This is a genomic window from Pantoea sp. ICBG 985 (assembly GCF_002928365.1).
GTDB lineage: Bacteria > Pseudomonadota > Gammaproteobacteria > Enterobacterales > Enterobacteriaceae > Pantoea > Pantoea dispersa.
This window is the reverse complement of the sequence record NZ_POWM01000004.1, coordinates 84212-107762: the sequence shown is the minus strand read 5'-3', so window position 1 is coordinate 107762 and position 23551 is coordinate 84212. Positions and strand designations below refer to the sequence as shown.

18 protein-coding genes are annotated in these 23551 nt (G+C 58.9%); 14 read left to right on the top strand and 4 right to left on the bottom strand.

The genetic code is table 11. From position 1 onward, the window contains the following. Positions 1 to 63: 63 nt before the first annotated feature. The 4 genes from C1Y42_RS13155 (at position 64) to speB (ending at position 5972) form a co-directional block, all read left to right on the top strand. Positions 64 to 1515: a TolC family outer membrane protein gene (locus C1Y42_RS13155; RefSeq protein WP_031279469.1), complete on the top strand. Its 1452-nt coding sequence runs from the start codon at positions 64 to 66 to the stop codon at positions 1513 to 1515. Continuing rightward, positions 1512 to 3695: a type I secretion system permease/ATPase gene (locus C1Y42_RS13150; RefSeq protein ID WP_104093686.1), complete on the top strand. Its 2184-nt coding sequence runs from the start codon at positions 1512 to 1514 to the stop codon at positions 3693 to 3695. Before C1Y42_RS13155 ends, C1Y42_RS13150 begins: the two co-directional genes overlap by 4 nt. Continuing rightward, entirely contained in the window at positions 3695 to 4918 is a 1224-nt protein-coding gene (locus tag C1Y42_RS13145) for an HlyD family type I secretion periplasmic adaptor subunit (protein WP_370445704.1), read from the top strand. Before C1Y42_RS13150 ends, C1Y42_RS13145 begins: the two co-directional genes overlap by 1 nt. Before the next feature lie 133 nt (positions 4919 to 5051). Next, positions 5052 to 5972 carry an agmatinase gene (speB, locus tag C1Y42_RS13140; protein ID WP_021506644.1) on the top strand — a complete coding sequence of 307 codons (921 nt, stop codon included), beginning with the start codon at positions 5052 to 5054 and terminating at the stop codon, positions 5970 to 5972. 261 nt (positions 5973 to 6233) lie between these two features. Here speB and C1Y42_RS13135 read toward each other — a convergent pair whose 3' ends face one another. Continuing rightward, the gene (locus C1Y42_RS13135; protein ID WP_021506645.1) at positions 6234 to 6989 is read right to left on the bottom strand and encodes a M48 family metallopeptidase; all 756 of its coding nucleotides are present in this window, start codon (positions 6987 to 6989) and stop codon (positions 6234 to 6236) included. Positions 6990 to 7262: 273 nt separating this feature from the next. Here C1Y42_RS13135 and tkt point away from each other — a divergent pair, with 273 nt between their 5' ends. From tkt to argO, 6 genes are all read left to right on the top strand, one after another. Next, entirely contained in the window at positions 7263 to 9254 is a 1992-nt protein-coding gene (tkt, locus tag C1Y42_RS13130; protein ID WP_058757105.1) for a transketolase, read from the top strand. A 398-nt stretch (positions 9255 to 9652) separates the two neighbouring features. Continuing rightward, on the top strand, positions 9653 to 10672 hold the full coding sequence (gene epd, locus C1Y42_RS13125) for an erythrose-4-phosphate dehydrogenase (protein WP_104093684.1): 1020 nt from the start codon (positions 9653 to 9655) through the stop codon (positions 10670 to 10672). 51 nt (positions 10673 to 10723) lie between these two features. After that, positions 10724 to 11887, top strand: coding sequence for a phosphoglycerate kinase (gene pgk, locus C1Y42_RS13120; protein WP_058771544.1), 1164 nt, complete (start codon positions 10724 to 10726; stop codon positions 11885 to 11887). Positions 11888 to 11991: 104 nt separating this feature from the next. Next, positions 11992 to 13071 carry a class II fructose-bisphosphate aldolase gene (fbaA, locus tag C1Y42_RS13115; protein ID WP_058757103.1) on the top strand — a complete coding sequence of 360 codons (1080 nt, stop codon included), beginning with the start codon at positions 11992 to 11994 and terminating at the stop codon, positions 13069 to 13071. A gap of 188 nt (positions 13072 to 13259) precedes the next feature. Continuing rightward, entirely contained in the window at positions 13260 to 14135 is an 876-nt protein-coding gene (mscS, locus tag C1Y42_RS13110) for a small-conductance mechanosensitive channel MscS (RefSeq protein WP_104093683.1), read from the top strand. 129 nt (positions 14136 to 14264) lie between these two features. Beyond that, entirely contained in the window at positions 14265 to 14888 is a 624-nt protein-coding gene (gene argO / locus C1Y42_RS13105; protein WP_104093682.1) for an arginine exporter ArgO, read from the top strand. On the opposite strand, the gene C1Y42_RS13100 is transcribed toward argO, so the two are convergent. Further along, positions 14867 to 17143, bottom strand: a complete 2277-nt coding sequence (locus C1Y42_RS13100) for an FAD-dependent oxidoreductase (RefSeq protein ID WP_370445703.1) — start codon at positions 17141 to 17143, stop codon at positions 14867 to 14869. The two genes, argO and C1Y42_RS13100, sit on opposite strands and share 22 nt — an antisense overlap. Positions 17144 to 17204: 61 nt before the next feature. On the opposite strand from C1Y42_RS13100, the gene C1Y42_RS13095 reads away from it, so the two are divergent. Continuing rightward, complete coding sequence (locus C1Y42_RS13095) at positions 17205 to 17903, top strand: IclR family transcriptional regulator (RefSeq protein ID WP_021506653.1); 699 nt, start codon at positions 17205 to 17207, stop codon at positions 17901 to 17903. Here C1Y42_RS13095 and C1Y42_RS13090 read toward each other — a convergent pair. Beyond that, positions 17890 to 19197, bottom strand: coding sequence for an MFS transporter (locus C1Y42_RS13090; protein WP_058775867.1), 1308 nt, complete (start codon positions 19195 to 19197; stop codon positions 17890 to 17892). The two genes, C1Y42_RS13095 and C1Y42_RS13090, sit on opposite strands and share 14 nt — an antisense overlap. A 219-nt stretch (positions 19198 to 19416) precedes the next feature. Here C1Y42_RS13090 and C1Y42_RS13085 point away from each other — a divergent pair, with 219 nt between their 5' ends. Then, the gene (locus tag C1Y42_RS13085; protein ID WP_058771547.1) at positions 19417 to 20148 is read left to right on the top strand and encodes an oxidative stress defense protein; all 732 of its coding nucleotides are present in this window, start codon (positions 19417 to 19419) and stop codon (positions 20146 to 20148) included. 115 nt (positions 20149 to 20263) lie between these two features. On the opposite strand, the gene C1Y42_RS13080 is transcribed toward C1Y42_RS13085, so the two are convergent. Next, on the bottom strand, positions 20264 to 21169 hold the full coding sequence (locus C1Y42_RS13080) for a LysR family transcriptional regulator ArgP (RefSeq protein WP_021506656.1): 906 nt from the start codon (positions 21167 to 21169) through the stop codon (positions 20264 to 20266). Positions 21170 to 21351: 182 nt separating this feature from the next. Between C1Y42_RS13080 and rpiA the strand changes: the two genes are divergently transcribed. Together rpiA and serA are read left to right on the top strand one after the other, a co-directional pair. Further along, the gene (gene rpiA, locus C1Y42_RS13075; protein WP_021506657.1) at positions 21352 to 22011 is read left to right on the top strand and encodes a ribose-5-phosphate isomerase RpiA; all 660 of its coding nucleotides are present in this window, start codon (positions 21352 to 21354) and stop codon (positions 22009 to 22011) included. Between the two features lie 279 nt (positions 22012 to 22290). After that, complete coding sequence (serA, locus tag C1Y42_RS13070) at positions 22291 to 23529, top strand: phosphoglycerate dehydrogenase (protein WP_021506658.1); 1239 nt, start codon at positions 22291 to 22293, stop codon at positions 23527 to 23529. Positions 23530 to 23551 lie beyond the last annotated feature (22 nt).

The following is a 23551-nucleotide window of genomic DNA, read 5'->3' as shown; positions in this document are numbered from 1 at the left end:
ACGCAGGGAAGCATAACGGGCACAGGGAGGTGCCCCTTTCTCTCTTATACTGGTGAACAATCGATGGATCTGATGCAATCAGGCGCAACAACTCGCCGTACCTGTAAGCTCAGCGCCCTGTGTGCTGGCATTGTGTTTTTTCACAGTTCTCATCTTATGGCTGCCAGTGATGCCGTGACGCAGGCGGGGCGCATAACCTCAGCCGGTCTGGCGCAGCAGCAGGATCTTCCCTCCTTAACCGGTCAGGTGGCCGAACCCGCGCTGGCTAACGTGCCGGATACCTTAACCCTTAACCAGGCCGTACAGCGCGCCATCCAGTGGCATCCGGACATCGCCCAGGCGATTGGCAAAATGCTGGAGCAGGCCAGCCAGGTCGATGTGGCGCAGGCCAAATACTATCCGCAAATCAGCGCCGGCATGAACAACGGCTACAGCAACGCCTACAGCGAAAAAGGCTTCAGCCCGTCATTTGTGCTGTCGGTATCGCAGATGCTGTATGACTTCGGCAAAGTCAGCAGTTCGGTGCGCTCCGCCGAAGCCGGGGTGGCGCAGGAGCAGGCCAGCGTGCTGGTGAGTATTGATACCGTCGCGCACGACACCGCCGCCGCGCTGGTGCAGGTGCAGGGCTATCAGCAACTGGTAAAGATCGCCCAGGATCAGCTGACGGCGCTGAGTAAGATTGGCGATCTGGCGCGTCAGCGCAATGAAGAGGGGGCGGCATCGCTCTCGGACGCCACCCAGACCGACGCGCGTATCGAAGGCGCGCGCACCACGCTCACCCAGTATCAGGCCAGCCTCAACCGCTGGCGTGCCACGCTGGCAAGTTATCTCGGCTGGCCACTGGTGAAAAAGGTCAGCGATGCGTTTCCGCCCAGCCTGACGCGCGCCTGCGCGGTGGGCAAAGCTGACGACAAATCCAATCCGGCGGTGCTGGCGGCGTGGGCGCAGGCGCGGCAGGCGCAAGCCAAACTGGATAACGCCAACGCGCAGAATTTACCCACCATTTCGCTGGAACCGCAGGTCACGCATTACCTCAACAATCACTACTCCGGCAGCGAAACGCTCGACCGCACCCAGTATTCCGCGTTCGTCAAAGTTGAGATGCCGCTGTATCAGGGTGGCGGCATTACCGCGGCGCGCGATGCGGCGGCCAGCGCGCTGCAGGCGGCCAATGCGGCGGTGAACTCGGCGCGCCTCAAAGCGCAGCAGCAGCTCAGCGAATCGCAAACCGAAGCGCTGAGCCTGTCGCAGAGCCTGGCGATCATGTCGCGTCAGCAGACGCTGGGCGAGAAGACGCAGCAGCTGTATCAGGACCAGTATCTGCAGCTCGGCACCCGTCCGCTGCTGGACGTGCTCAACGCCGAACAGGAAGTGTTTCAGACGCGCTTCGCCATGCAGCAAACCATCAGTCAGTTACGTTCACTGCAGCTCGACTGCTTATACAGCACCGGGCAGATGCGGTCAGCGTTTGCGCTGAATAACCAGCGCATCCAGTCCGTGGAGATCCAGCCATGACGCAATTACAGATTCCGGACGCCCCCAATGGCAATCCCGCCAGCGCCGCCGGTGGCGAGGTGCCGCTGCACGGCTGGGCCACCGCCATTATTCTCATCGCGACCCATTATCGCCTGCCGTGCTCGCCGGGCATGATCATGGCTGCCAGCGAATGGCAGGGCAAACAGTCACGTGATAAAGCGCTGCGCCATCTGGCGCGTCAGGCCGGGCTGTCGCTGCAGCTGTATGAAGAGCATCAGTGGGAGATCAGCAGCTGGCGCTTGCCGCTGGCGGTGGAACTGAGCGACGGCCAGGTCGGCGTCATCACCAGCTTTGATGGCGATGACACGGTGCGCGTGCACCTGGCTGGCGATGAACAACCGGCGCCGATCGCGCTGAACACGCTGCTGCCGCAGATCTGCTACGCCGCGGCGCTGCGTCCGGTGACGGCCGCCAAAGATAGCCGTGTCGATCGCTATCTCGCCACGGTCAGGCCCGACTGGCTGCGCCGTCTGGTGCTGCATGACATGCGTCCTTACGGCTACGTGATGCTGGGATCGTTCCTGATCAACCTGCTGGCGCTGGTCGGCATCATCTTCTCGATGCAGGTGTACGATCGGGTGATTCCGGCGCAGTCGTACCCCACGCTGTACGTGCTGTATATCGGGGTGATCCTCTCGGTGGTGTTCACCTATATTCTGCGCGTCGGTCGCGATCACGTCACCGATCTGCTCGGCAAGCGCGCCGATATGCGCGTCTCCGATCGCGTGTTCGGCCACGCGCTGCGGCTGCGTAACAGTGCGGTGCCGCGATCGACCGGTACCTTTATCTCGCAGCTGCGCGAGCTGGAAGCGGTGCGCGAAATGGTGACGTCGACCACGGTGACGGCGATCGTCGATATGCCGTTCTTCCTGCTGTTTATGCTGGTGATGGCGATCATCGCGCCGCAGCTGGCGTGGATCGCGCCGGTGGCGGTGCTGCTGATGATCCTGCCCGGCGTGCTGAGCCAGAAAAAACTGGCGAAGCTGGCGCAGCAAAACCTGAAAGAGTCGACGCTGCGCAACGCGGTGCTGGTGGAGCGCGTGCAGGGGCTGGAAGATATCAAGCTGATGCAGGCGGAGGACCGCTTTCTGCAGCAGTGGAACAGCTATATCCGCATCACCGCGCAGTCGGGCGTCGAGATGCGCAAAGTGATGCATGCGCTGATCAGCTGGGGCGTCACCATTCAGGGACTGGTGTACGCCAGCGTGATCGTGGTCGGGGCGCCGATGGTGATCAACGGCGATATCACCACCGGGGCGATTGTCGCCGCGTCGCTGCTGTCTTCGCGCATGATTGCGCCAATGGCGACGCTGTGTGGCGTGCTGGCGCGCTGGCAGCAGGTAAAAGCGGCGAAGAGCAGCCTCGATGCGCTGATGAATCTGCCGGTGGAGAACAGTAAAGACGAAACGCGCATTCACTGTCCGGTGCTGTTTGGCCACTATCAGTTCACCGATGCCATGTTCCGCTACTACAGCGATTCGCTGACGGTGGCGCTGCGCATCAAGACGCTGACCATCAAGCCGGGTGAGCGCATCGCCGTGCTGGGGCGCAACGGCTCTGGCAAATCCACGCTGCTGCAGGCGATGGCCGGCGGCATGGATCTGGTGGGCGGCGAGCTGCGGCTGGACAACCTCAGCCTGCCGCATATTGATGTCGCGGACGTGCGGCGCAACGTCGGGCTGCTGACGCAAAACGCGCGGCTGTTCCACGGTACGCTGCGGGAAAACCTCACCATGGGCGCGGCGCACGCCACCGACGAAGCGATTTTTGCCGCGCTGACGGTCAGTGGCGGGGCCGATTTTATTCGCCGTCTGCCGCTCGGGCTCGATCATCCGGTCATGGAGGGCGGCGTCGGGCTGTCCGGCGGTCAGCGCCAGTCGCTGCTGCTGGCGCGCATGCTGCTGCGCGATCCTAATATCGTGTTGCTGGATGAGCCGACGGCTTCGCTCGACGATCATACCGAGAAAGATTTTATTGAGCGGCTGGGCGCCTGGCTGAATGGCCGCACGCTGATCGTGGCGACGCACCGCGCGGCGATTCTGTCGCTGGTGGATCGCATACTGGTGCTGAAAGAGGGGCAGCTGGTAATGGACAGCCCGAAAGAGAACGCGCTGCCGGCACCGCGCGCCAGCGGAGCAGCGGGGGAGGGACAGGCATGATGAAACAATTGCCGGCAAAACTGCGGCTGGTGACCGCCGCAGAGGTGGATTCGTCCGACGATCTGCTCGGTGAACTGAAATCGGAAAGCCACTACACCGGCGCAGTGCGGCTGATCGTCATCAGCACCGCGCTGATCATGGTGGCGCTGGTGTGGGCGTGGTTTGGCATGCTGGATGAGGTCTCAACCGGCACCGGGAAGGTGATCCCCAGTTCGCGCGAGCAGGTGCTGCAATCGCTGGAGGGCGGCATTCTCACGGAACTGTATGTGCATGAGGGCGATCGCGTGCAGGCCGGGCAGATCGTGGCGAAACTGGATGCCACACGCTCGCAGTCCAGCGTCGGCGAGAGCGCGGCGCGCTACCGGGCCGCACTGGCAGCGGCCTCGCGCCTGCGTGCAGAAGTGAACGATGATCCGCTCACGTTTCCCGCCGAGCTGAATGGCTACCCGGATCTTATCGCGGCGGAAACCCGGCTGTATAACACCAAACGCGCCCAGCTCAATGATGCAACCCGGCAGTTTAAGGAGTCGCTGGCGCTGGCTAATCGCGAACTGGCTATTACTCAGCGACTGGCGAAAACCGGTGCCGCCAGCAGCGTGGAAGTGCTGCGCTTACAGCGCGATAAGTCCGACCTGGAGCTGAAACTTACCGATATGCGCTCGCAGTATTACGTGCAGGCGCGCGAAGAGCTGGCGAAGGCCAGCGCCGAAGCCGACAGCCTGGCGCAGGTGATTAAAGGGCGCGAAGATACCGTAACGCGTCTGACTATCCGCGCGCCGATGCGCGGCATCGTGAAAAACATCAAAGTCTCGACGGTGGGCGGGGTGATTCCGCCCAACGGTGAGTTGATGAACATCGTACCGATGAACGATCGGCTGCTGATTGAAGCGCGCCTGTCGCCGCGCGATATTGCCTTTATCCATCCCGGCCAGCGCGCGGTGGTAAAAATCTCCGCTTACGATTACGCCATCTACGGCGGCCTGAACGGCGTGGTGGAAAGCATTTCGCCGGATACCATCCAGGACGAAGTCAAACCGGAGATTTACTACTACCGCGTGTTTATTCGTACTGATAACGACTATGTGCAGAACAAGGCTGGCCGGCGCTTTTCCATCAGCCCTGGCATGGTATCCACCGTGGATATCAAAACCGGCGAGAAGAGCATCATGGATTATCTGGTCAAACCGTTTAACAAGGCCAAAGAGGCGATGCGCGAGCGCTAATTGCGATGCGCGGCAATCTCGGCGATAATCACGCCCATCAATCCCTTCCTCGTCGGGCCTAACGACGCGGAGGGGATTTTTTTCATCTATACCTTAACTGGCTAACCGATTTAAGGATTTAAGAGGACTCGTTATGTACAACACGCTGGGCAATCAGTACGACAACTCCCTGGTTTCTAACGCCTTCGGTTTCATGCGCTTTCCGCTGAACTTCCAGCCTTACGACAGCGACGCCGAGTGGGTGATTACCGGTGTGCCGTTTGATGCCGCAACGTCAGGCCGGCCGGGCAGCCGTTTAGGGCCGGGCGCGATCCGTCAGATCTCTACTAACCTGGCGTGGGAAGGCTGCCGCTGGCCGTGGGATTTCGATCTGCGTCAGCGCCTCAATGTGGTGGACTGTGGCGATCTGGTGTACGCCTTCGGCGATTCACAGGATCTGTCCGACAAGCTGCAGGCGCACGCGGAAAAGCTGCTGGCGAACGGCAAGCGCATGCTGACTTTTGGCGGTGATCACTATGTCACACTGCCGCTGCTGCGCGCGCACGCCAAACACTTCGGCAAGATGGCGCTGGTGCACTTCGATGCGCATACCGATACCTACTCCAACGGCCCGACTTTTGACCACGGCACCATGTTCTACACTGCGCCGCAGGAAGGGCTGATCGATCCGCAGCATTCGGTGCAGATTGGTATCCGTACCGAGTTCGATAAGAGCCTGGGCTTCAACGTGCTGGACGCCGCGCAGGTTAATGACCGCAGCGTGGACGACATTCTGGCCGAAGTGAAGCGCACCGTGGGCGATTTGCCGGTGTACCTGACGTTTGATATCGACTGCCTCGATCCGGCTCATGCGCCAGGCACCGGTACGCCAGTGATTGGCGGCCTGACCAGCGATAAAGCCACCAAGCTGATCCGCGGCCTGCAGGGCATGAACATTGTGGGGATGGATCTGGTGGAAGTGGCACCGGGCTACGATCACGCCGACCTGACCTCACTGGCCGCTGCGACGCTGGCGCTGGATATGCTGCACGTGCAGGCGGCGAATAAAGGTTAAGCGGCGGTGCGGGCGGCTGCCCTCACCCTGACCCTCTCCCCCAGGAGAGGGAACCGATCGAGCGGGCGGTGAGAACAGCACGGACTGCTTCCTCTCCCGCATGCGGGAGAGGGAACCGATCGAGCGGGCGGTGAGAACAGCACGGACTGCTTCCTCTCCCGCATGCGGGAGAGGGAACCGATCGAGCGGGCGGTGAGAACAGCACGGACTACTCCCTCTCCCGCGTGCGGGAGAGGGCTGGGGTGAGGGGAAGACCGGCGACTACTTACCATCCGCCGCGATGCGGTCGCGAATATGCTGCGCGCGCGACTCAGAATCCGGATGCGAGTCAAACATTGAGCTCTGGCGGCCCTGATCCAGCTTCGCCAGCTTCTCGAAGCTGGTCGCCAGACCAAGCGGATTAATGCCGCGCTTCTTCAGCAGATCGTACGAATAGTCATCCGCCTGCGACTCCTGGGTCTGTGAGAACTGCGCGTTAACCAGTTTCTCGCCCATTTCGCCCAGCTGTGACTGCGACAGCGAACCAATCACGCCGCCCACCGACGCCGCAGCGTTGCGTGCCGCCGTGGTCGCGAAAGCCACCTGCATCGCTTTGCGCGTATGGCCGAGCGCGACGTGGCCCATTTCGTGGCCGAGCACGCCTTCCACTTCGTTGTCGCTCATCATATCCATCAGACCGCTATAAACGCGGATACAGCCATTCGCCATCGCCCAGGCGTTGACGTCTTTGGTCAGATACACCTTGTAGTTGGCCGGTACGCCGTTGATGTTATCGCCCAGCGCGGCGGCGATTTTGTTCAGCCGCTGCTGATAGCTGCTGTTGGCCGGCGCCAGCTGGTTCTCTTTATCCATCTGGGCACATGACTGATCGCTCAGCTCTTTAACCTGGGCGTCATTCAGTGAGTAAGCCTGAAACGCCTGCGCGCCGGACTGCAACAGTGCGTTATTATCCATTCCTTCGCAGCCGCTCAGCAGCGAAACCATTCCCAGCGCGACAACCATGGCGCGAATTTTCATATCAGCATCCTTTGAGTAACAAGTAGAGAAAACAAACACCTGAAAAACCACGCAGGTGTTTAAACGCATTGGTTATAGCGTGCCAGGGGCGGATTGGCTAGCAGACAGGCCCCGAAATGCAACCCTGAACCGCAGATTTAGCATCCTGATACATGTACTTTTGCCCCGATTTTCATGTACATTGATGTGCGACTTTTTTCTCGCTTCGCCTTATAACTCATTAATTACAATCAGTTAAGCGTGGCGGAGCATTAATCCGACCTGGAGTAGAAGATGCCCTCTCGTAAAGAGCTTGCCAACGCCATTCGCGCGTTAAGTATGGATGCAGTACAGAAAGCGAAATCGGGACATCCGGGTGCCCCAATGGGCATGGCCGATATCGCTGAAGTGCTGTGGCGTGATTTCCTGAACCACAATCCAACTAACCCGCTGTGGGCAGATCGCGACCGTTTCGTGCTGTCCAACGGCCACGGCTCGATGCTGATTTACAGCCTGCTGCACCTCACCGGCTATGACCTGCCGATGAGCGAGCTGCAGAACTTCCGTCAGCTGCACTCTAAAACCCCAGGCCACCCGGAATACGGCTACACCGCAGGCGTAGAAACCACTACCGGCCCACTGGGTCAGGGCATCGCGAACGCCGTGGGCTTCGCCATTGCTGAGCGCACGCTGGCGGCGCAGTTCAACCGTCCGGGTCATGACATCGTAGACCATCACACTTACGTGTTCATGGGCGACGGCTGCATGATGGAAGGCATCTCGCACGAAGTGTGCTCCATCGCCGGTACCCTGAAGCTCGGCAAGCTGGTGGCGTTCTATGACGACAACGGCATCTCTATCGACGGTCACGTGGATGGCTGGTTCACCGACGACACCGCCAAACGCTTCGAAGCGTACGGCTGGCACGTGGTGCGTGGCGTGGACGGTCACGACGCCGACGCGATCAAAAAAGCGGTAGAAGAAGCCAAAGCGGTCACCGACAAGCCATCGCTGCTGATGTGCAAAACCATCATCGGTTTTGGTTCCCCGAACAAAGCCGGTACGCACGATTCGCACGGTGCTCCGCTGGGTGACGACGAAATCGCGCTGACCCGCAAACAACTGGGCTGGAACTACGCGCCATTTGAGATTCCTTCTGAAATCTACGCACAGTGGGATGCCAAAGAAGCTGGCCAGGCGAAAGAGAAGGCCTGGGACGAGAAGTTTGCTGCTTACGCCGCTGCACATCCGGAACTGGCCACAGAGTTCAAACGCCGCGTGAACAACGAGCTGCCCGCTAACTGGCAGGCGGAATCGCAGAAGTTCATCGAGCAGCTGCAGGCTAATCCGGCGAAGATCGCCAGCCGTAAAGCGTCGCAGAATGCCATCGAAGCTTTCGGTAAGCTGCTGCCGGAATATCTGGGCGGCTCGGCTGACCTGGCACCAAGCAACCTGACCATGTGGTCTGGCTCGAAGCCGATCAATGAAGATGCCGCAGGCAACTACATTCATTACGGCGTGCGTGAGTTTGGTATGACTGCCATCGCCAACGGTATTGCGCTGCACGGTGGCTTCCTGCCGTACACCGCAACCTTCCTGATGTTCGTCGAGTACGCGCGTAACGCGGCACGTATGGCGGCGCTGATGAAAATCCGTCAGGTGATGGTTTATACCCACGACTCTATCGGTCTGGGTGAAGATGGCCCGACGCACCAGCCGGTTGAGCAGATGGCCAGCCTGCGCACCACCCCGAACATGAGCCTGTGGCGTCCGTGTGACCAGGTGGAATCTGCGGTGGCATGGAAATACGCTATCGAGCGCGTTGACGGCCCATCAGCCCTGATCTTCTCACGTCAGAACCTGGCGCAGCAGGATCGTAGTGCTGAGCAGCTGGCTAACGTGGCGCGCGGTGGTTACGTGCTGAAAGATTGCGACGGCACGCCGGAGCTGATTCTGATTGCGACCGGTTCTGAAGTTGAGCTGGCAGTCGGCGCTTACGAGCAGCTGAGCGCGGAAGGTCGTAAGGTGCGCGTGGTGTCCATGCCGTCTACCGATGCGTTTGATAAGCAGGATGCGGCTTATCGTGAGTCTGTGCTGCCGAAAGCAGTTGGCGCACGCGTTGCTATCGAAGCCGGTATTGCGGATTACTGGTTCAAATACACCGGCCTGCACGGTGCCATCGTTGGCATGACCACCTTCGGTGAGTCAGCGCCAGCTGAGAAGCTGTTCGAAGAGTTCGGCTTCACCGTGGCCAACGTGGTGAAAACCGCGAAATCGATTCTTTAATTTCGCGTAACCCGTCGCGCCGCTGCGCGTTGTAGCGGCGCGATTCATTGCGCATTTCTGCTGCTATCTTTATGCTTAACCACGCGCAATAAATTGCGCCGCGACACCGATGTGCAGATCGCCGGCCCTGTTATCGCCTGAACCTGAAACGGTTCAATTATTCCTGCAGTAATAATCGCCATTGCCTGAATTTGTGACGCAGATCCAATAATCAGCAGCACAGTTGATCGCAATCATTCCTGTTATTCCTTCCATGCTTTATTCTCGCTGAACCGTTTCAGTTGCAGCCGTGTGCTCTCCGTCAGCAACCGTAACCGGGCAAGAATTCCCTGTACAAAACGCAGCGAAACGCTCAAGGTATTTGGCACGTTTTTTCAGGTGTGGCTGCAGGAAGTGAGATGACCATTCGTATCGCAATAAATGGTTTTGGTCGTATCGGGCGCAACGTGTTGCGTGCGCTGTATGAAACCGGTCGCCGGGCGGAAATCACCGTAGTGGCGATTAACGAACTGGCGGAAGCGGCTGGCATGGCGCATCTGCTTAAGTACGACACCAGCCACGGCCGCTTTGCCTTTGAGGTACGCCAGGAGCGCGATCAGCTGTGGGTTGGCGAAGATACCATCCGTATCCTGCATCAGGCGGAGATTGCCGCGCTGCCGTGGCGCGAGCTGAATGTCGATATCGTGCTGGACTGCACCGGCGTGTACGGCAGCCGCGACGATGGTGAAGCGCATCTGCAGGCTGGCGCGAAGAAAGTGTTGTTCTCGCATCCCGGCGGCAACGATTTGGATGCCACCGTAGTGTTCGGCGTTAACGAACAGGCTCTTAAACAAACTGACCGCATTGTCTCCAACGCATCCTGCACCACCAACTGCATTATTCCGGTGATCAAGCTGCTGGATGACGCCTTTGGCATTGAGTCGGGCACCGTGACCACCATTCACTCGGCGATGCACGATCAGCAGGTGATTGACGCGTATCACAGCGACCTGCGCCGTACCCGTGCCGCCAGCCAGTCGATCATTCCGGTCGATACGCGTCTTGCCGCTGGCATTACCCGTATTTTTCCGAAATTTAACGATCGCTTCGAGGCTATCGCGGTGCGCGTGCCGACGATCAACGTGACCGCCATTGATCTGAGCGTTTCGGTGCGCCAGGCGGTGAAGGCGTGTGAGGTCAACGCGTTGCTGCAAAACGCGTCAGAGGGGGCATTTCGTGGTATAGTTGACTATACGGAATTACCGTTAGTCTCAGTAGATTTTAACCACGATCCGCACAGTGCCATAGTGGACGGCACGCAAACGCGGGTCAGCGGTCACCACCTGATCAAAACCCTGGTCTGGTGTGACAACGAATGGGGCTTTGCTAACCGCATGATCGACACCACGTTAGCAATGGCCGCAAGCGGTTTCAGGTAAGACGCGGACTGCGTCTGGCAAAACTTATGAGAATCAACGAGAGGGTTCACCATGTCTGTAATTAAGATGACCGATCTGGATCTTGCTGGTAAACGCGTTCTGATCCGTGCCGATCTCAACGTACCAGTGAAAGAAGGGAAAGTGACGTCAGATGCACGTATTCGTGCTTCTCTGCCTACCATCGAAGCGGCGTTGAAACAGGGCGCGAAAGTGATGGTTACCTCTCACCTGGGTCGCCCGACCGAAGGTGAATACAACGAAGAGTTCTCCCTCCTGCCGGTTGTTAACTACCTGAAAGAAAAACTGAACGGCACTAACGTGACCCTGGCCAAAGACTACCTCGACGGCGTTGAAGTGGGCGCGGGCGAACTGGTGGTGCTGGAAAACGTTCGCTTTAACAAAGGCGAGAAAAAAGACGACGAAACCCTGTCGAAGAAATATGCCGCCCTGTGTGACGTGTTCGTCATGGATGCCTTCGGCACCGCGCACCGCGCGCAGGCTTCAACCCACGGCGTAGGCAAATTCGCCCCTATCGCCTGTGCCGGTCCGCTGCTGTCAGCCGAGCTGGAAGCGCTGGGCAAAGTAATGAGCAACCCACAGCGTCCGCTGGTCGCCGTGGTGGGTGGTTCTAAAGTGTCGACCAAATTCGACGTGCTGCAGTCGCTGGTGAAAATCGCTGACACCGTGATTGTCGGTGGCGGTATCGCTAACACCTTCGTGGCGATCGACAACAACGTCGGCAAATCGCTGTACGAGCCAGACTTCGTTGAGGCCGCAAAAGGCCTGCGCGACCAGTACGGCATTCCGGTACCTACCGATTCACGCGTCGGCACGGAATTCTCCGAAACTGCCCCGGCAACCGTGAAAAAGGTTTCCGAAGTAGCGGATAACGAAGAAATTATGGACTTCGGTGACGAAACCGCACAGAACATGGCGAAACTGCTGAAAGAGGCAAAAACCATTCTGTGGAACGGTCCGGTTGGCGTGTTTGAGTTCCCGAACTTCCGTAAGGGCACCGAAATCGTTGCCAACGCTATCGCAGACAGCGACGCGTTCTCTGTTGCCGGCGGCGGTGATACCCTGGCGGCTATCGACCTGTTCGGTATCGAGGACAAAATTTCCTACATCTCTACCGGTGGCGGTGCGTTCCTCGAGTTCGTGGAAGGCAAAAAACTGCCGGCAGTAGCCATGCTGGAAGAGCGCGCGAAGCAGTAATTTTTGGGGGCAGCGCTTCGGCGCTGTCTGAAGGCTTGCCCGCTGTGGGCGAACAGATCGCATTCCCATTGGGGAGTGGACGATAAACGAAACAGGACACAACCATGTCTAAAATTTTTGATTTCGTAAAACCCGGCGTTGTCACTGGTGATGACGTTCAGAAAATCTTCAAAGTAGCGAAAGAAAACAAATTCGCTCTGCCAGCCGTTAACTGCGTCGGCACGGATTCCATCAACGCGGTACTGGAAGCTGCGGCTAAAGTTAAAGCGCCGGTCATCGTTCAGTTCTCCAACGGTGGTGCTGCCTTCATCGCCGGTAAAGGTTTCAAAACCGACAAACCACAGGGCGCTGCGATTTTCGGCGCAATCGCTGGTGCACACCATGTGCATCTGATGGCTGAACAGTACGGCGTGCCAGTAATCCTGCACACCGACCACTGTGCGAAGAAACTGCTGCCGTGGATCGACGGCCTGCTGGATGCTGGCGAAGAGCACTTCAAGAAAACCGGTAAACCTCTGTTCTCTTCACACATGATCGACCTGTCTGAAGAGTCACTGGAAGAGAACATCGAGATTTCTTCTAAGTATCTGGCGCGCATGGCGAAACTGGATATGACGCTGGAAATCGAACTGGGCTGCACCGGTGGTGAAGAAGATGGCGTGGACAACAGCCACATGGACGCTTCTGCACTGTACACTCAGCCAGAAGACGTAGATTACGCTTACACCGAGCTGAGCAAAATCAGCCCGCGTTTCACCATCGCTGCGTCCTTCGGTAACGTGCACGGCGTGTACAAGCCAGGCAACGTGAAACTGACCCCAACCATTCTGCGTGATTCGCAGAAATACGTTTCAGAGAAACACGGCCTGCCGCACAACGCGCTGGACTTCGTGTTCCACGGCGGTTCCGGTTCTTCTGCTGCAGAAATCGAAGAGTCTATCAGCTACGGCGTGATCAAGATGAACATCGATACCGATACCCAGTGGGCAACCTGGGACGGCATCCTGCAGTACTACAAAACCAACGAAGCGTACCTGCAGGGTCAGCTTGGCAACCCGAACGGCGCTGACAGCCCGAACAAAAAATACTACGACCCACGCGTCTGGCTGCGTGCGGCACAATCTTCCATGGTTGTGCGCTTAGAGCAGGCTTTCAAAGAGCTGAACGCTGTCGACGTACTGTAATTTTTGCTTACCGTACAAAAAAGGCCCGAAAGGGCCTTTTTTTATGCGTCCCGTCTGGAAATCCCGGTTTATACAGCACATTTTTGGCGCTTCGCCCCATTATTGTTTACCCTTGTACTCGGGAGTGTCGGATTGAATCTGGCAGTTTTTGTACTTTCCTGCGGGAAACTCAACAACAGGGCTAACAAATGGAAGATCTTAACGTCGTTGACGGCATTAACAATGCAGGTGGCTGGCTGGTGCGCAACCAGGCGCTGATCCTCAGCTATGCGGTGAACATCGTGGCGGCTATCGCCATCATTATTGTCGGGATGATTATCGCGCGCGTGGTATCGAACGGCGTCAATCGTCTGCTGGTCGCGCGTCATATTGATGCCACCGTGGCTGATTTCCTCTCGGCGCTGGTGCGCTACGGTATCATTGCCTTCACGATTATTGCCGCGCTGGGCCGTGTCGGCGTGCAGACTGCCTCTGTGATCGCCGTGCTGGGTGCTGCCGGTCTGGCCGTCGGTCTGGCACTGCAGGGGTCGCTCTCCAACCTGGCGGCAGGCGTACTGTTGGTGACCTTCCGTCCATTCCGCACCGGTGAGTTCGTCGATCTCGGTGGCGTAATGGGGACCGTACAGAATGTACAGATCTTCTCGACCACGCTGAAAACCGCTGACGGCAAAATCGTGGTGGTGCCAAACGGCAAAATCATCGCCGGCAACATCGTTAACTTTTCGCGCGAACCTATCCGCCGCAACGAGTTCATTATTGGCGTCGCCTACGATGCGGATGTCGATCAGGTGATCGATCTGCTGCGTGAAGTGGTGGAAGCTGACGAGCGCGTACTGAAAGATCTGGGTATTCAGATTGGCCTGAACGAACTGGCGGCTTCGTCGCTGAACTTTGTGGTGCGCTGCTGGAGCAAAAGCGGAGATCTGCAGAACGTCTACTGGGATCTGATGAAGAACTTCAAGCGCACGCTGGATGCGTACGGTATCGGTATTCCTTATCCGCAGATGGACGTGCACCTGCATCAGGTGCAGAGCGAGGCGCAGCAGCCTGCGCGCAGCGAGTAAGTTATCAGGGCACCGGCTGGTGCCCTTGTTTTATCAGTTCCGCTAATGACCGATTAATTCTTTCCATTTCCGCTAATATCCGCGCCTCACTATACTGCACAACAACACCCCTTTTTCAGGAACTCTTCTGTGTTATCTGTTTACTTACAAGGGCTTGCCCTTGGTGCTGCGCTGATCCTGCCGTTAGGCCCGCAAAATGCCTTTGTCCTGAACCAGGGCATTAAGCGCCATTACCATTTGATGACCGCATCGTTGTGCACATTGAGCGATATTGCGCTGATCTGTGGCGGAATATTTGGCGGCAGCGCGCTGTTGCAGCAGTCGCCGGTTCTGCTGATGCTGATCACCTGGGCTGGCGTGGCGTTTCTGCTGTGGTACGGCTGGGGCGCGCTGCGCAGTGCCTGGCAGGGCGATGTCACGCTGGCGTCAGAGGCGGCGCTGAAGCAGGGGCGCTGGCGCATTGTCGCCACTATGCTGGCGGTGACCTGGCTCAATCCGCATGTCTATCTCGACACCTTCGTGGTGCTCGGCAGCCTCGGCAGTCAGCTGCCGTCGGCGGAGGCGCGCCGCTGGTTCGCTTTCGGCACCGCCAGCGCCTCGCTGGTGTGGTTTTTCGGTCTGGCGCTGCTGGCCGCCTGGCTGTCGCCGCGCCTGCGCACCGTGCGCGCGCAGCGCATCATTAATCTGCTGGTGGGTGGCGTGATGTGGTTTATCGCCCTGCAGCTGGCGCGTCAGGGCATCGCCGGCTGGTGATGCACATGCAGGCCGTAAAGCGCGGGCAGGGCGCCTGCGCTGGCCAGCAGCTCCAGCCGAATCTGGCGGAATGCGGTATCCGGTGGCAGCACATGATGGCACAGCGAGTGATGATTATCGCTGACCTCGGCCAGCAGCCTGTCATCCAGCCACAGGCGATAATGGGTAGTGCAGTGCGGCGTCACCGCCTGCGCATGGCCCATCTGCACCGTTTCCATCGCATGATCGAAATCGTTATCGAACAGCAACGTAATCTGGCTGGCGCGCTGCGCGTCCGGCCACTGCCAGCACACCCACGGCTGGCGATCGTCCGCCGCCGGCAGCCAGCCGTTGGTGTGGCTTTCCGGCCGCAGTTTACCGTTGAGCAAATAGTCGCAGTGCCACAGCCGCAGCGGTGTCGCCAGACTAAACGCGATCAGGATCTGATTGGGCGCGCGGCGCGGTAGCCAGAAATCAAACTCTTCCACGCCGTAATCGCCGTCGTTTATCTGCCGGGTGCGTTTCGCGACGCGCGGATTGAGGCTGTTGAAGACCATCATAATGCCCGGCAGGCGCTGGCGGGTGAGCGCCACTTCAACCGCCGGATTTTCTTCAAAGGCGATAAACAGGTAACGATCGCACTCCGCACGGTAGTCAAACGGCAGCGAATACGCCTCTTCAGCGTCAATCTGCAGGCTGTGTGTGGCCAGCAGCCGATCGCCGCAGGTATTGGCCGGATTGTCGCTGGTCAGCAGTGAAACCTTCAGCGTCTGCGTGGATGACGCCCGCAGCCGCACCGTCAGCGCCGGCAGGCGTTCTCCGGCTTTAAGCGGCAGCAGCAGGGCGCAGCGTGAGGTGAGGGCGTGCCAGCCGCCATCCGCGGGCAGGGCGTGCAGCGCGAAGGTGCTGCTGGCGCTGACCTGAGCGGCACCGGCCGGATGTGCCAGCTGCTGACGCGGAATGTACGCGCCGTGGCGCAGCAGCTGTTGCTGCAGCTGACCAATATGCTCCGGCTGCGCCAGCTGACGCGGTGTCTGGTTGTGCTGCTGACACAGCGCCGCCGCGCGGCCCACCACTTCGCCCAGCACGCCACAGGTGCACATCACGCGCGCGCTGCCAAAGGCAACGTGCGTGGCAGAGATAAGCCGACCGGTCAGCAGCAGATTATCCAGCGACTGGCTGTACAGCGCCCGAAACGGAATGGTGTAAGTGCCTTTGCTGTGGAACTGGCGGCAGCCGTCGTGAGCGCTGTACACGCCGTCGGCCGGATGCAGGTCAATCGACCAGCCGCCGTAGGCCACCGCATCGTAGTGGTCGCGCTGCGCGATGATATCCTGCTGACACAGTAGAGTATCGCCGAGAAAGCGTCGGCTCTCGCGCTTGCCGGGAATCAGCCCAACCCATTCAATGGTCAGCGTGTCGGCATCGGCAAACTCGCCGGAATTTTTGATGTAATCCCACACGCCCCAGACAATCTTCCACAGTTCCCACTTGATGGTTTCGCTTTCATGCACGGTATCCAGCCGGCCGCCCCACTCAAGCCACCACAGATCGCAGCCGTTGAGATCGGAGCTCAAACGTTTATAGCGCGGAATGGCGGTGATCTCTTTCAGCGCGAAGGAGGGCGGTACAAAGCGCACCGGCTGCGCGCTGCGTTTGGTATAAAAATAAATCGAGTGGCCGAGCTTGTGGCCAAACTGCTCGCCCGGCGCCATTTTTTCGCCAAACTCCTGCGGTGATTCTGCGCCCACACGGTGCGCTGCCCCGGCCAGATAGCCGAGCACGCCGTCGCCGCTGGCATCAATAAACTGGTCGGCCGTCACGCGATAGCGGGTCTGATTGATGGCGTTGAAAGCCTGAACCGCCTGCAGGCGCTGCGCGGATTTTTCGATGTCGCTGACTATGGTATTGAGCAGCAGCGTCAGACGCGGCTGCGCCTGCACGATGTCCAGCAGCACCATGTCGAACAGCACCGGGTTGCCCTCTTTGTTGCGCCAGAGGTTCTCCTCCATGATCTCGCCCATGATGCCGCCTTCACGCGCCCAGCGGTTGTTATTACCCATATGCGACGTCGCGCCGTTGGCCCACAGCCGCACTTCGCTGGAGGCGTTGCCGCCGAGCACCGGGCGATCCTGAATCAGCACCACCTGCTGGCCCGCGCGTGCCGCAGCCAGCGCGGCGCAGACGCCAGCCAGACCGCCACCGGCGACCAGCACATCGGCGTGTAACGACTGCAACGGAAAGGCACGCGCGGCCTGAGAAGAGAAAGTTTGCATCATGAGGTTACTCCCGCCTGAAGGCTGCTAAGATTGAATTTTTACCGTCACAAGGTGATTTATGTCTTCGCAACCCAACCAGAGCCTGATTGACGGAATTCGCTGCCTGCAATATCTGGTCTCCAGTGACAAAGCGGTCGGCGGCCGTGAACTGGCGCGCCAGATGGGGATGAACAGCACGCGGGTAAATCGTCTGCTGATGACCATGGCGTCCATCGGCCTGACGATTCAGGATGAACACCGGCGCTATCTGCCGGGCCCGGGCATTCATGCGCTGGCGGCGCAGGCCATTCGTGGATCGTCGCTGTTTGCTTCGGCACTGCCGCAGCTGGAGGCGCACGCGCCGCGCGATATCGTGGTGGCGCTTGGCGTGCTGTGGGAGGACCAGGTCATCTACATCTGGCACTCGGAGCCCGGCGAGCGCACCAGTACCAGCCAGGCGCTGGCCGGATTCCGCATGCTGCCCGCGTGGCAGTCGGTGATTGGCGTCGCGCTGCTGGCGGCGGAGAGTGACGAGGTGCTGCGGCCACGCTTCAGTGACGAACAGTGGGCGCAGATTGCGCCGCTGCTGGCGCGCAAACGCACCGGGGATTATCTGGTGTGGCATCGCGAGGACGGCGAAATCAGTATGGCGCAGCCGATCAATAACAATCGTGCGGCGCTGGCCTTCGCCAAAATCTGGCAGGCCGATGAAGCCCAGCTGGCGCAGCGTCTGCAACAGCTGCACGCGCTGGCGAAACGGCTCATCAGCGCGCGCTGACATGGTCAATTTTTCCTACCACAAACAGATAGCTGCAGATGCCAATAGCGGCCAGCACGGCGATAAAGGCCAGCGCCGGCGCGAAGTTGCTGCCGTCAATCAGGGCGCCGATGGCGATCGGCACTACGATGGATGACAGCGCGCCGGTAAAGTTAAATACGCCGCCGGCCAGACCGATCAGATGGCGCGGCGCCAGCGCGGTAACAAACACCCAGGTGATGGTCGCCAGGCCATTACCAAAAAACGCCAGCGACATAAACAGGATGATTAGCCGCGAATCTTCGGTGTAGTTAGCACCCAGAATGAACAGCGTCAGGAACAAGCCGAGGATCACCGGCAGCTTGCGCGCCACGCTGGCTGAGACGCCGCGCCGGATCATGCGGTCTGAGGCAAAGCCAGCCAGCAGCACACCACAAAACGCCGCGAAGTAGGGCAGCGACGCCACATAGCCGCTCTTGATAAAGTCCATGTGGCGATACTCCACCAGATAGGTAGGAAACCAGGTGAGGAAAAACCAGAAGGTGGCGGAGATGGTGAACTGGCCAATATAGATGCCGACCAGCTTGCGGCTGCGAAACATCTGCGCCAGATCGGCCCAGCGTGCGCGCGGCGGCTGGCTGTCCTGACGATTTTCCAGCAGTGCGCCGTTGTCACGCAGATAGTTAAGTTCAGCCTCTGATACGCCTTTATGCTGGTGCGGCTCGCGATACAGCAGATACCACACCAGCGCCCAAATCATGCCCGCCACGCCGGTAATCAGAAACAGCCCGCGCCAGCCAAACGCAGCCTGCACGTGAAACAGCAGCGGCGTCATACAGGCGAGGCCAACAAACTGTGCGGACGAGTAGATGCCAATTGCACTGGCACGCTCCTGCTCGGGGAACCAGCTGGAAATCACCCGATTGTTAGCCGGCATCACCGGTGCCTCGAAGGCGCCGACGCCGAGGCGCAGACCGAACAGCGCGCCGAAGCTGCTGGCAAAAGCGTGCAGCGCGGTGATCAGCGACCAGGCAAACAGCCCCGCGCCGTATACCAGCCGCGCACCGAGACGATCGATCAGGAATCCGCCGGGAATTTGCAGCGCCGCATAGATCCAGCCGAACGCCGAGAAGATCAGCCCCATCTCCAGCGGCGAGAAGCGCAGTTCACCGGCCATCTGCGTGGCGGCCACCGACAGGTTGGTGCGATCCATGTAGTTAATGATGATGTTGATAAACACCAGTGCCAGCATCATAAAGCGTGTGCGTCCGGCTCGCACGCTGACCGCGCTTTGGCTAAGTGGCTGTTCTGTCATAATACAACTCTCCCGAGGGGCAGAAGTGTTTCTTTAATAGAAACGCAGGCGGCGCTTTTCAGCGAATCTGTAGCGATAAATTTGCGATCGCGGATACGTTAAACCTGAGCAAAGCCGAACTTTTTGCTAATTTCAAACTCAGACCATCACGCATAGTAATGTGTTTTGGGTTTCGCCATAGTGGCGACCTGCAAATTGAACCCTTCAAGGAGGACTTTCGTGAAACTGAAAGCACTGGCGCTGGCCGCCGTAATGAGCACGGGCGCACTGTCCGGTCTGGTCCAGGCGGGAGAAGTGCCGAACGGACCGCACGTGGTGACATCAGGACAGGCCAGCGTGGATGCCCGTCCGGATATGGCTACGCTCTCCATCGTGGTGAATGTTTCGTCGAAAGACGCGGCGGATGCAAAAAAACAGGCTGACGACCGCGTGGCGCAATATTTTGATTTCCTGCAAAAGAACGGCATCGAGAAGAAAGATATTGATGCGGCTAATCTCAGCACCCAGCCGGAGTATGACTACACCAAAGAGGGTAAATCGGTGCTGAAAGGCTACCGTGCGGTGCGTCAGGTGGAAGTGACGCTGCGCCAGCTGGATAAGCTGAATGAGCTGCTGGACGGCGCGCTGAAGTCGGGCCTGAATGAGATTCGTTCTGTCGAGCTGGGCGTGGCTAACGCAGACAGCTACAAAGATCAGGCGCGTAAAGCGGCGATTGCCAATGCCACACAGCAGGCGAGCGCCCTGGCGGAAGGCTTCAATGCCAAACTGGGCCCGGTGTACAGCATTCGCTATCACGTGGCTAACTACCAGCCGATGCCGATGGCGCGCATGTACAAAGCGGCCGGTGCCGCAGCGGACACCACCGCGCAGCAGACCTACGAGCAGCAGAGCATCCATTTTGACGATCAGGTGGATGTGGTCTTCGAAATCAAACCGAATACGGCGCAGTAAGTTAGCCTGTAAAATTGTAGCGGCGCGATTCATCGCGCTCTCCAGCAGCAGAACCGCTGTTAAAACGCGCGATGAATCGCGCCGCTACGACTGTTGTGCGCTAATCTGAACGGCGCTAAGCCGCAACTTCATCCTGGCGCAGCACGCGGTGGCCGTGGGCAATCAGCGCATCGGTCACGCTGCGCATCAGACGGCTTTCCGGCGCGAAACGGTGCCAGTAAAGCATCCGGCGCTGATACAGACCCGGTGTCAAATCAACCAGCTCTCCCTGCGCCAGCTCGCGCTCAATCTGCAGGTGCGGAATCATACAGCACACCGATCCCTGTCGCGCCAGCTGCACAAAAGCCTCTGACGAGTTCACGATGTGGCACGGCACGCTGCCCGGCGATAAATCAAAGTTCTGCTGCAAAAAGGCCTGATGCATATCGTCGAGGTGATCAAACGCCACCGCCGGGGCTTTCAGCAGCGCCGAGCGCGTCACGCCATTGGGGAAATAGCGCGCGGCAAATTCCGGCGAGGCGCAGAACAGATAGTCCAGCGCACCCAGCTGATCCACCAGGCAACTTGGCAACGGCTGCGGCTGGATACTCACCGCGCCGACCACTTCACCGCGCCGTAAACGCTCCTGCGTGCGGGTTTCATCTTCCACCTGCAGATTCAGGCGCACCGGCGAGTCGGCCAGTACATCTTTCAGCGCCGGCAGCAGCCAGGTAGCAAGACTGTCGGCGTTCACCGCCAGCGACAGCAGCAGTGGCGTGGTGCCGCCGTTATCATCGCCCAGCCACTCCTCTTCCAGCAGCTCCACCTGATGCAGCAGCGCCAGCAATTTTTGTCCCTGCTCGGTCGGGCGCGGCGGCACGGTACGCACCAGCAGCGGCTGACCAAATAAATTTTCCAGCTGTTTAATGCGCTGCGACACCGCAGACTGCGTGATGCACAGCTTCTGGGCGGCACGCTCAAAGCCGCGTTCGCGAATCACAGCATCCAGCGCCTGAAGCGTTCGATAATCCGGGCGTTTCATTGTTGCTCTCTCTCGTTCAGGGTGGAAACTACTATGCCATAAAACGGCGAAGCTGTGCGGCCGACGCGTTTTTGCGGGCTGGCTTCCAAAGGCTTACATCCAACGTCGGTCAGCCGCGCTTTTTGACAGCGCCTTGTTTTATACTACGCGCACTTCGATGTCGCACAGGTTTTAAACATACCATGACCCAGGATGAACTGAAAAAAGCGGTAGGTTGGGCAGCGCTGCAGTACGTGCAGCCAGGCACCATTGTTGGCGTAGGCACCGGTTCAACGGCGGCGCATTTTATTGACGCGCTTGGTACCATCAGGGATCAGATCGAGGGCGCGGTTTCCAGTTCGGAAGCCTCAACCGAAAAGCTCAAATCGCTGGGCATTCCGGTGTTCGATCTCAACAATGTGGATGCGCTGTCGGTGTATGTCGACGGTGCTGATGAGATCAATCCGCAGATGCAGATGATCAAGGGCGGCGGCGCAGCGCTGACGCGCGAGAAAATTGTCGCGGCGGTGGCGCAGAAATTTATCTGCATCGCGGATGCGTCCAAGCAGGTCGATGTGCTGGGCAACTTCCCGCTTCCGGTGGAGGTGATTCCGATGGCGCGCGCTTATGTGGCGCGGGAGCTGGTGAAGCTGGGCGGCCTGCCGGAGTATCGTCAGCACGTGGTTACGGATAACGGCAACATTATTCTCGACGTACATAATCTGCGCATCCTTGACCCGATTGCGCTGGAAAAAACCATCAATGCGCTGCCGGGCGTCGTCACCGTGGGGCTGTTTGCCGCACGCGGAGCGGATATTGCGCTGATTGGCACGCCGGACGGCGTGAAAACCATCACCAATTGATCTCACCGGCGCGCCGCCAGCGCCGGTTATTTCCATCCGCAAAACATCTTTTCTTGCTGCAGTGAAATTTGGTGACTTATGTCACAAATGATTCATCAACAGCAGGTTCGTACTTTGCGCTCTCGTCATCTCACGATTTTGTGTGGATTTGTGTTGTCTGCACGTGGGCGCGTGCTGGCGTGCAGGCAATCGTTTGTATTGCCGCGCCGGAAAATTTTGATATTTTGACAGAAGGCTACCTTATGGTAGTCCTCGTTGAATTCTGAATAGGGTCGGGAAATGGCAAAGGTATCACTGGAAAAAGACAAGATTAAGTTCCTGCTGGTGGAAGGCGTTCACCAGAGTGCGCTGGATAATCTGCGCGCCGCAGGTTACACCAACATCGAGTTCCACAAAGGCGCACTGGATGCTGAGACGCTGAAGTCCTCCATCCGCGATGCCCACTTCATTGGTATCCGTTCCCGTACCCAACTGACTGAAGAGATCTTCGCGGCGGCTGAAAAGCTGGTGGCGGTGGGCTGCTTCTGTATTGGTACTAACCAGGTTGATCTCAGCGCGGCAGCGAAACGCGGCGTGCCGGTGTTCAACGCCCCGTTCTCCAATACCCGTTCGGTCGCGGAACTGGTGATCGGCGAAATGCTGCTGATGCTGCGTGGCATTCCGGAAGCCAACGCCAAAGCCCACCGCGGCATCTGGAATAAAATCGCCACCGGTTCGTACGAAGCGCGTGGTAAGAAGCTGGGTATCATTGGCTACGGCCATATCGGGATGCAGCTCGGCGTGCTGGCGGAAAGCCTCGGCATGCACGTATTTTTCTACGATATCGAAAACAAGCTGCCGCTGGGCAATGCCACCCAGGTGCGCCATCTCTCTGACCTGCTGAACATGAGTGATGTGGTCAGCCTGCACGTGCCGGAAACGCCGTCCACGCAGAACATGATTGGCAGCGAAGAGCTGGCGCTGATGAAGCCCGGCGCGCTGTTGATCAACGCCGCGCGCGGTACCGTGATCGACATCCCGGCGCTGTGTAATGCGCTGGCCAGCAAGCACCTGGCTGGTGCCGCCATCGACGTCTTCCCGGTTGAACCTGCAACCAATAGCGATCCGTTCAACTCGCCGCTGTGCGAATTCGACAACGTGATCCTGACGCCGCACATCGGCGGATCAACGCAGGAAGCGCAGGAGAACATCGGTTTGGAAGTGTCTGGCAAGCTGGCCAAGTACTCTGACAACGGCTCGACGCTCTCCGCAGTAAACTTCCCGGAAGTTTCGCTGCCGATGCACGCTGCCAGCGCCAGCCGCCTGCTGCACATCCATGAAAACCGCCCGGGCGTGCTGACCGCCATCAACCAGATCTTTGCCGAGCAGGGCATCAACATTGCCGCTCAGTATCTGCAAACCTCGCCAGTGATGGGCTATGTGGTTATCGATATTGATGCCGAAGAGGATGTGGCGGAGAAAGCGCTGCAGCTGATGAAGGCGATTCCGGGCACCATGCGCGCCCGTCTGCTGTACTGACAGTGCAGGGCGCCGCTGGGCG

Coding starts and splice junctions, on each gene's coding strand:
- C1Y42_RS13150 (WP_104093686.1), top strand. CDS start 1,512: ATGACGCAATTACAGATTCCGGACGCCCCCAATGGCAATCCCGCCAGC.
- epd (WP_104093684.1), top strand. CDS start 9,653: ATGACCATTCGTATCGCAATAAATGGTTTTGGTCGTATCGGGCGCAAC.
- serA (WP_021506658.1), top strand. CDS start 22,291: ATGGCAAAGGTATCACTGGAAAAAGACAAGATTAAGTTCCTGCTGGTG.
- speB (WP_021506644.1), top strand. CDS start 5,052: ATGTACAACACGCTGGGCAATCAGTACGACAACTCCCTGGTTTCTAAC.
- C1Y42_RS13095 (WP_021506653.1), top strand. CDS start 17,205: ATGTCTTCGCAACCCAACCAGAGCCTGATTGACGGAATTCGCTGCCTG.
- C1Y42_RS13100 (WP_370445703.1), bottom strand. CDS start 17,143: ATGCAAACTTTCTCTTCTCAGGCCGCGCGTGCCTTTCCGTTGCAGTCG.
- C1Y42_RS13090 (WP_058775867.1), bottom strand. CDS start 19,197: ATGACAGAACAGCCACTTAGCCAAAGCGCGGTCAGCGTGCGAGCCGGA.
- fbaA (WP_058757103.1), top strand. CDS start 11,992: ATGTCTAAAATTTTTGATTTCGTAAAACCCGGCGTTGTCACTGGTGAT.
- C1Y42_RS13135 (WP_021506645.1), bottom strand. CDS start 6,989: ATGAAAATTCGCGCCATGGTTGTCGCGCTGGGAATGGTTTCGCTGCTG.
- tkt (WP_058757105.1), top strand. CDS start 7,263: ATGCCCTCTCGTAAAGAGCTTGCCAACGCCATTCGCGCGTTAAGTATG.
- rpiA (WP_021506657.1), top strand. CDS start 21,352: ATGACCCAGGATGAACTGAAAAAAGCGGTAGGTTGGGCAGCGCTGCAG.
- C1Y42_RS13155 (WP_031279469.1), top strand. CDS start 64: ATGGATCTGATGCAATCAGGCGCAACAACTCGCCGTACCTGTAAGCTC.
- mscS (WP_104093683.1), top strand. CDS start 13,260: ATGGAAGATCTTAACGTCGTTGACGGCATTAACAATGCAGGTGGCTGG.
- C1Y42_RS13080 (WP_021506656.1), bottom strand. CDS start 21,169: ATGAAACGCCCGGATTATCGAACGCTTCAGGCGCTGGATGCTGTGATT.
- pgk (WP_058771544.1), top strand. CDS start 10,724: ATGTCTGTAATTAAGATGACCGATCTGGATCTTGCTGGTAAACGCGTT.
- C1Y42_RS13145 (WP_370445704.1), top strand. CDS start 3,695: ATGAAACAATTGCCGGCAAAACTGCGGCTGGTGACCGCCGCAGAGGTG.